This is a genomic window from Aeromicrobium sp. PFPM2_SD2 (assembly GCF_057364525.1).
In genome coordinates, this window is record NZ_JBNFNZ010000253.1 from 1 (window position 1) to 3657 (window position 3657).

Here is a 3657-nt window from a genome sequence, read left to right on the forward strand (position 1 = left end):
GACCGCGGGCGCGGACGCTGCCGCGAGCCGAGTCGGCACCGCGCCGCCGGACCTGACGCACGACGACTGCCCGCGCCCCCGGAGGGCACGGGCCGTCGCCGGTGGGACTACCGCACCCCGCAGCCGGACCCAGTCCGACCCGGAGGTGACGGCGCGCGACCCGCGGTACGACGCGCTCAGCGTGTACCGGCCCTCGCGCCGCGGAGCCGTCAGCCGGACGCTCACGCGTCCGCGGTCCCGGTCGGCGAGCCGCAGGGTCGCGACCTTGCGACCGCCGAGCCGGATCTCGACCACGCCGGTCGGCCGCAGCGAGGTGCCGGGGACCGACACCTTCACCCGGGTGGTGAAGCGACGACCGTCGGACACCGAGCTCGGGGCGCTGAGGTCGACCCGCGGACGGGCCTTGTCGACCCGCACCGTCGTCGAGCGCGAGCCCGGCGCGGTGACCGCGTCACCCAGGTACTTCGCGGTGAGCCGGTGCGAGCCGACCGACACCGCCTCGGTCGCCAGGGAGAACGACGCGCTGCCGTTGCGGAGCGTCACCCGGGCGGCGCGGCGGCCGTCCAGCTGCAGCTCCACGGTGCCGGACGCCCGGCCCCGCTGCGAGGACACCGCGACCGTGCCGGACAGCTTCGTGCCGACCCGGATCGAGGAGTCGCGGACCTTCAGCGTGATCGTGGCCGCGTCCACCCGGACGGGAGCCGTGACCGTGCTGACCGGCGAGACGTTGCCCGCCGCGTCCGTGGCCCGGACCTGGACCGCGCTGGCGTCCGCACCGACCGCGATGGGTCCGGTGTAGGGCTGCCAGGCGCCCGAGCCCGTGCGGTGCTCGACGCTCTTCACGCCGGACCCGTCGTCGTGCCCTTGACGGTCACCGTGCGGGTCTTGGCGTCCCAGGTCGTCTCGACCTTCGGCGCCTTGGTGTCGACCTTGACCTCCAGCGAGCGCGTCGCCTCGGTCTCGGAGTCGTCGACGCTGCGGTAGTCGACCTTCGTGCGGCCCTCGGGCAGGGTCACGGGGTCGGAGTACCGCGTCCAGGTCTGGCCGTCGGTGGAGTACTCCAGGTGGGCGTCGTCGCCGCCGCGCACCTGCTCCAGGACGAGCTTCGGGGCCGTGACGTACCAGCCCTCCTGGCCGTCGGGGTCCTTCGGGTCGAGGGACGCCTTGCTGAGCAGGGCGATCTTGGCGACCGGCACCGTCTCGGTGGTGACGTTCCCGGCCCCGTCCGTCGCGCGGAAGGAGACCGAGGTCGCCTTGGTGCCCACCGCGAACGGCCCGGTGTAGGCGGTCCAGGCCCCGTCGCCGATGCGGTACTCCAGGGTCTTCACCTCGGAGGTGGCGTCCGTCGCGGTGACCGACGCCTTGCGGGCGTCGTCGTCCCAGGCCGGCGTGAGCGTCGGCTTCACGGTGTCGACCTTGAGCGCCAGGGTGTGGGCGGCCTCGGTCTCAGAGGCGTCACGACCGCGGTACTGCAGCGACGTGGTGCCGTCCGGGACCTGGATCGGCGCGGTGTACGCCGTCCAGGCGCCGTCGCCCAGGCGGTACTCGACGACGGTGCCCGGCGCGCCGGACTCCACCGAGAGCGTCACCGTCGGCCGGCTGTCGTACCAGCCGCCGGCGCCGTCGGGTGCCGCCGGAGCGACCGTGGCCGAGGTGACGACCGCCGCCTTCGGCGCGGTGACGGTCGCCTCGCTCGAGACGTTGCCCGCCGTGTCCGTGGCCCGCACGGTCACGGTGTGCGCGGCGCCGTCGAGCTGGACCGGCGCGGTGTACGCCGTCCAGGCCCCCGCGTCGACCTTGTACTCACGGGTGGCGACGCCGGACGTGATGTCCTGCGCGGTGAGCGTGACCTTGCGGGTCGCCGCGTCGAACGTGGCGGCGGCCGTCGGCTTCACGGTGTCGACCTTGAACGCGAGCGTCGTCGGGTCGCCGGACGTGAACATCACGCGGCCGCGGTGCGCGAACGTCGAGGTTCCCTCGGCGATCGTGACCGGGGCGGTGTACGTCCGCCAGGCGCCGTTGTCGACCGAGTACTCGCGCGTGGCCGAGCTCGGGTTGACCGCGAGGGACACCTTGGGCGCCGTGCGGTACCAGCCGTTGGCGCCGTCCGGCACCGCCGGCGTCGTCGTCGCGGTGCTGATCGGCTTGGTCGGGGAGATCGAGAAGTCGTCGACCGTGATCTCGCCGACCGCACCGATGTTGAGGCCGAAGCTGATGCCCGTCGTGTCGTCCGGGATGGCCGGCGTGGTGAACGACGCCGTCGACCAGCCCGAGCTCGCCGGGAACGACGTGCTGGACGTCCAGTAGCTCCAGCTGCCCGCCGAGTTGCGCAGGTAGACCTCGTACTGGGTCGGCACCGTGGACTTGTACCAGCCGCGGATCGTGTACTGGGCTCCCTTGACCGCCTCGGGCGCGCAGGAGCCCAGGTCGAGCGCGGGCGTCCACTTCGCGTCGCCGTCGGAGTAGGCGGTCATCTTGATGCGGGCCGCCCGGGCGCTGTTGCGTCCGGGGCTGACCAGGTCGAACGTGGCGGTGTTGCTGCCCCAGCCGTTGGTCTGCCAGCAGACCGGCTTGTTGTTCTCGACGAGCGTCTCGAAGCCGGGGTTGGTCAGGCCGCTGGAGTCGGGGTTGGGCGTGGAGGTGCCGCCGTCGACCGCCGGCTTGTCCGCGCCGCCGACGACGTCGCCGACCGTGCGGGTGGGGGTGCCGCGGGCCTTGAGCCAGTCCAGGAACTGCTCCAGCACCGCCGGCGAGACGGCCAGCTCCCCGCAGCCGCTCGCGCACACCCGGTGGAAGGTGTACTGCACCCACCCGCCGGTCGCGTTCTCGGCGTTCGTCACGCCGGCCTTGAGGTCGTCCAGCGTCCACTGGTCGTCGTACTGGTCCAGCGCGCGCAGCTCGAACGCGTCCGCCGGCGGGATCGTCTCGGCCGCCGGGCAGCCGGCACAGCCGAAGCGCGACGCGATGTCGCCGAGGTTGCGGGCGCTGTTGTAGCCGCAGTCCTTGACCGTCTGCTTCGCCGTCGCCGTCATGGAGGCGAACGGGTAGGCGAAGCTGCGGACGGTCAGCCCCCAGCCCTTGAGCGTCGAGCGGTCCTGGCAGACCTCCCGCTTCACCTCGGCGGTCGGCAGGGTGCCCAGGTCCGGGTGCGTGACCGTGTGGCCGCCGATCTCGTGACCGTCGGCCTGCAGCGCGAGCAGGTCGGCCTTGGTCATGAAGCCGGCGTCGTCGATCGTGCCGGAGTTGACGTAGAACGTGCCGACCTGGCCGCGGGCCTTGAGCAGGGCGGCGGCCGTCTTCTGGTCGACGTTGCCGTCGTCGAAGGTGAGGCTCACGGTGACGGGTCCGGCTGCCTGAGCCGGCCCGGCGGTCACCAGGACCGCCAGGAAGCCCGCCACGAGCGCGACGACGGCCACGAGGGACGTCGAGGCGCGCGCGGAGCGGGCGCGGGGGATGGATGTCGAGTGCACGGGGTGCTCCTTCTCTGCTGGAGCCCGCCGCCGGGTGGACGTCGCCGACGGGCCGGACGGTCGCCGTCCGGCTCAGCAGGGAGCGGGGTCGGGCGGCCCTCTCACCGTTCAGCGGGCCCCGACCCCGGTCAACGAGAACCCCGGAAGACTGCGGCCCCCCGCCCGCGGGTGGCGCGCGACCGCCACC

2 protein-coding genes are annotated in these 3657 nt (G+C 73.4%); both read right to left on the minus strand.

Annotated features, from left to right (window positions below; genetic code table 11):
- On the minus strand, positions 1-843 hold an 843-nt coding region (locus AC2W7G_RS11480), incomplete at its 3' end, for an Ig-like domain-containing protein (protein WP_485868549.1).
- Positions 840-3470, minus strand: coding sequence for an OmpL47-type beta-barrel domain-containing protein (locus AC2W7G_RS11485; protein WP_485868550.1), 2631 nt, complete (start codon positions 3468-3470; stop codon positions 840-842). The genes AC2W7G_RS11480 and AC2W7G_RS11485, both read right to left, overlap by 4 nt.
- Positions 3471-3657: the final 187 nt, after the last annotated feature.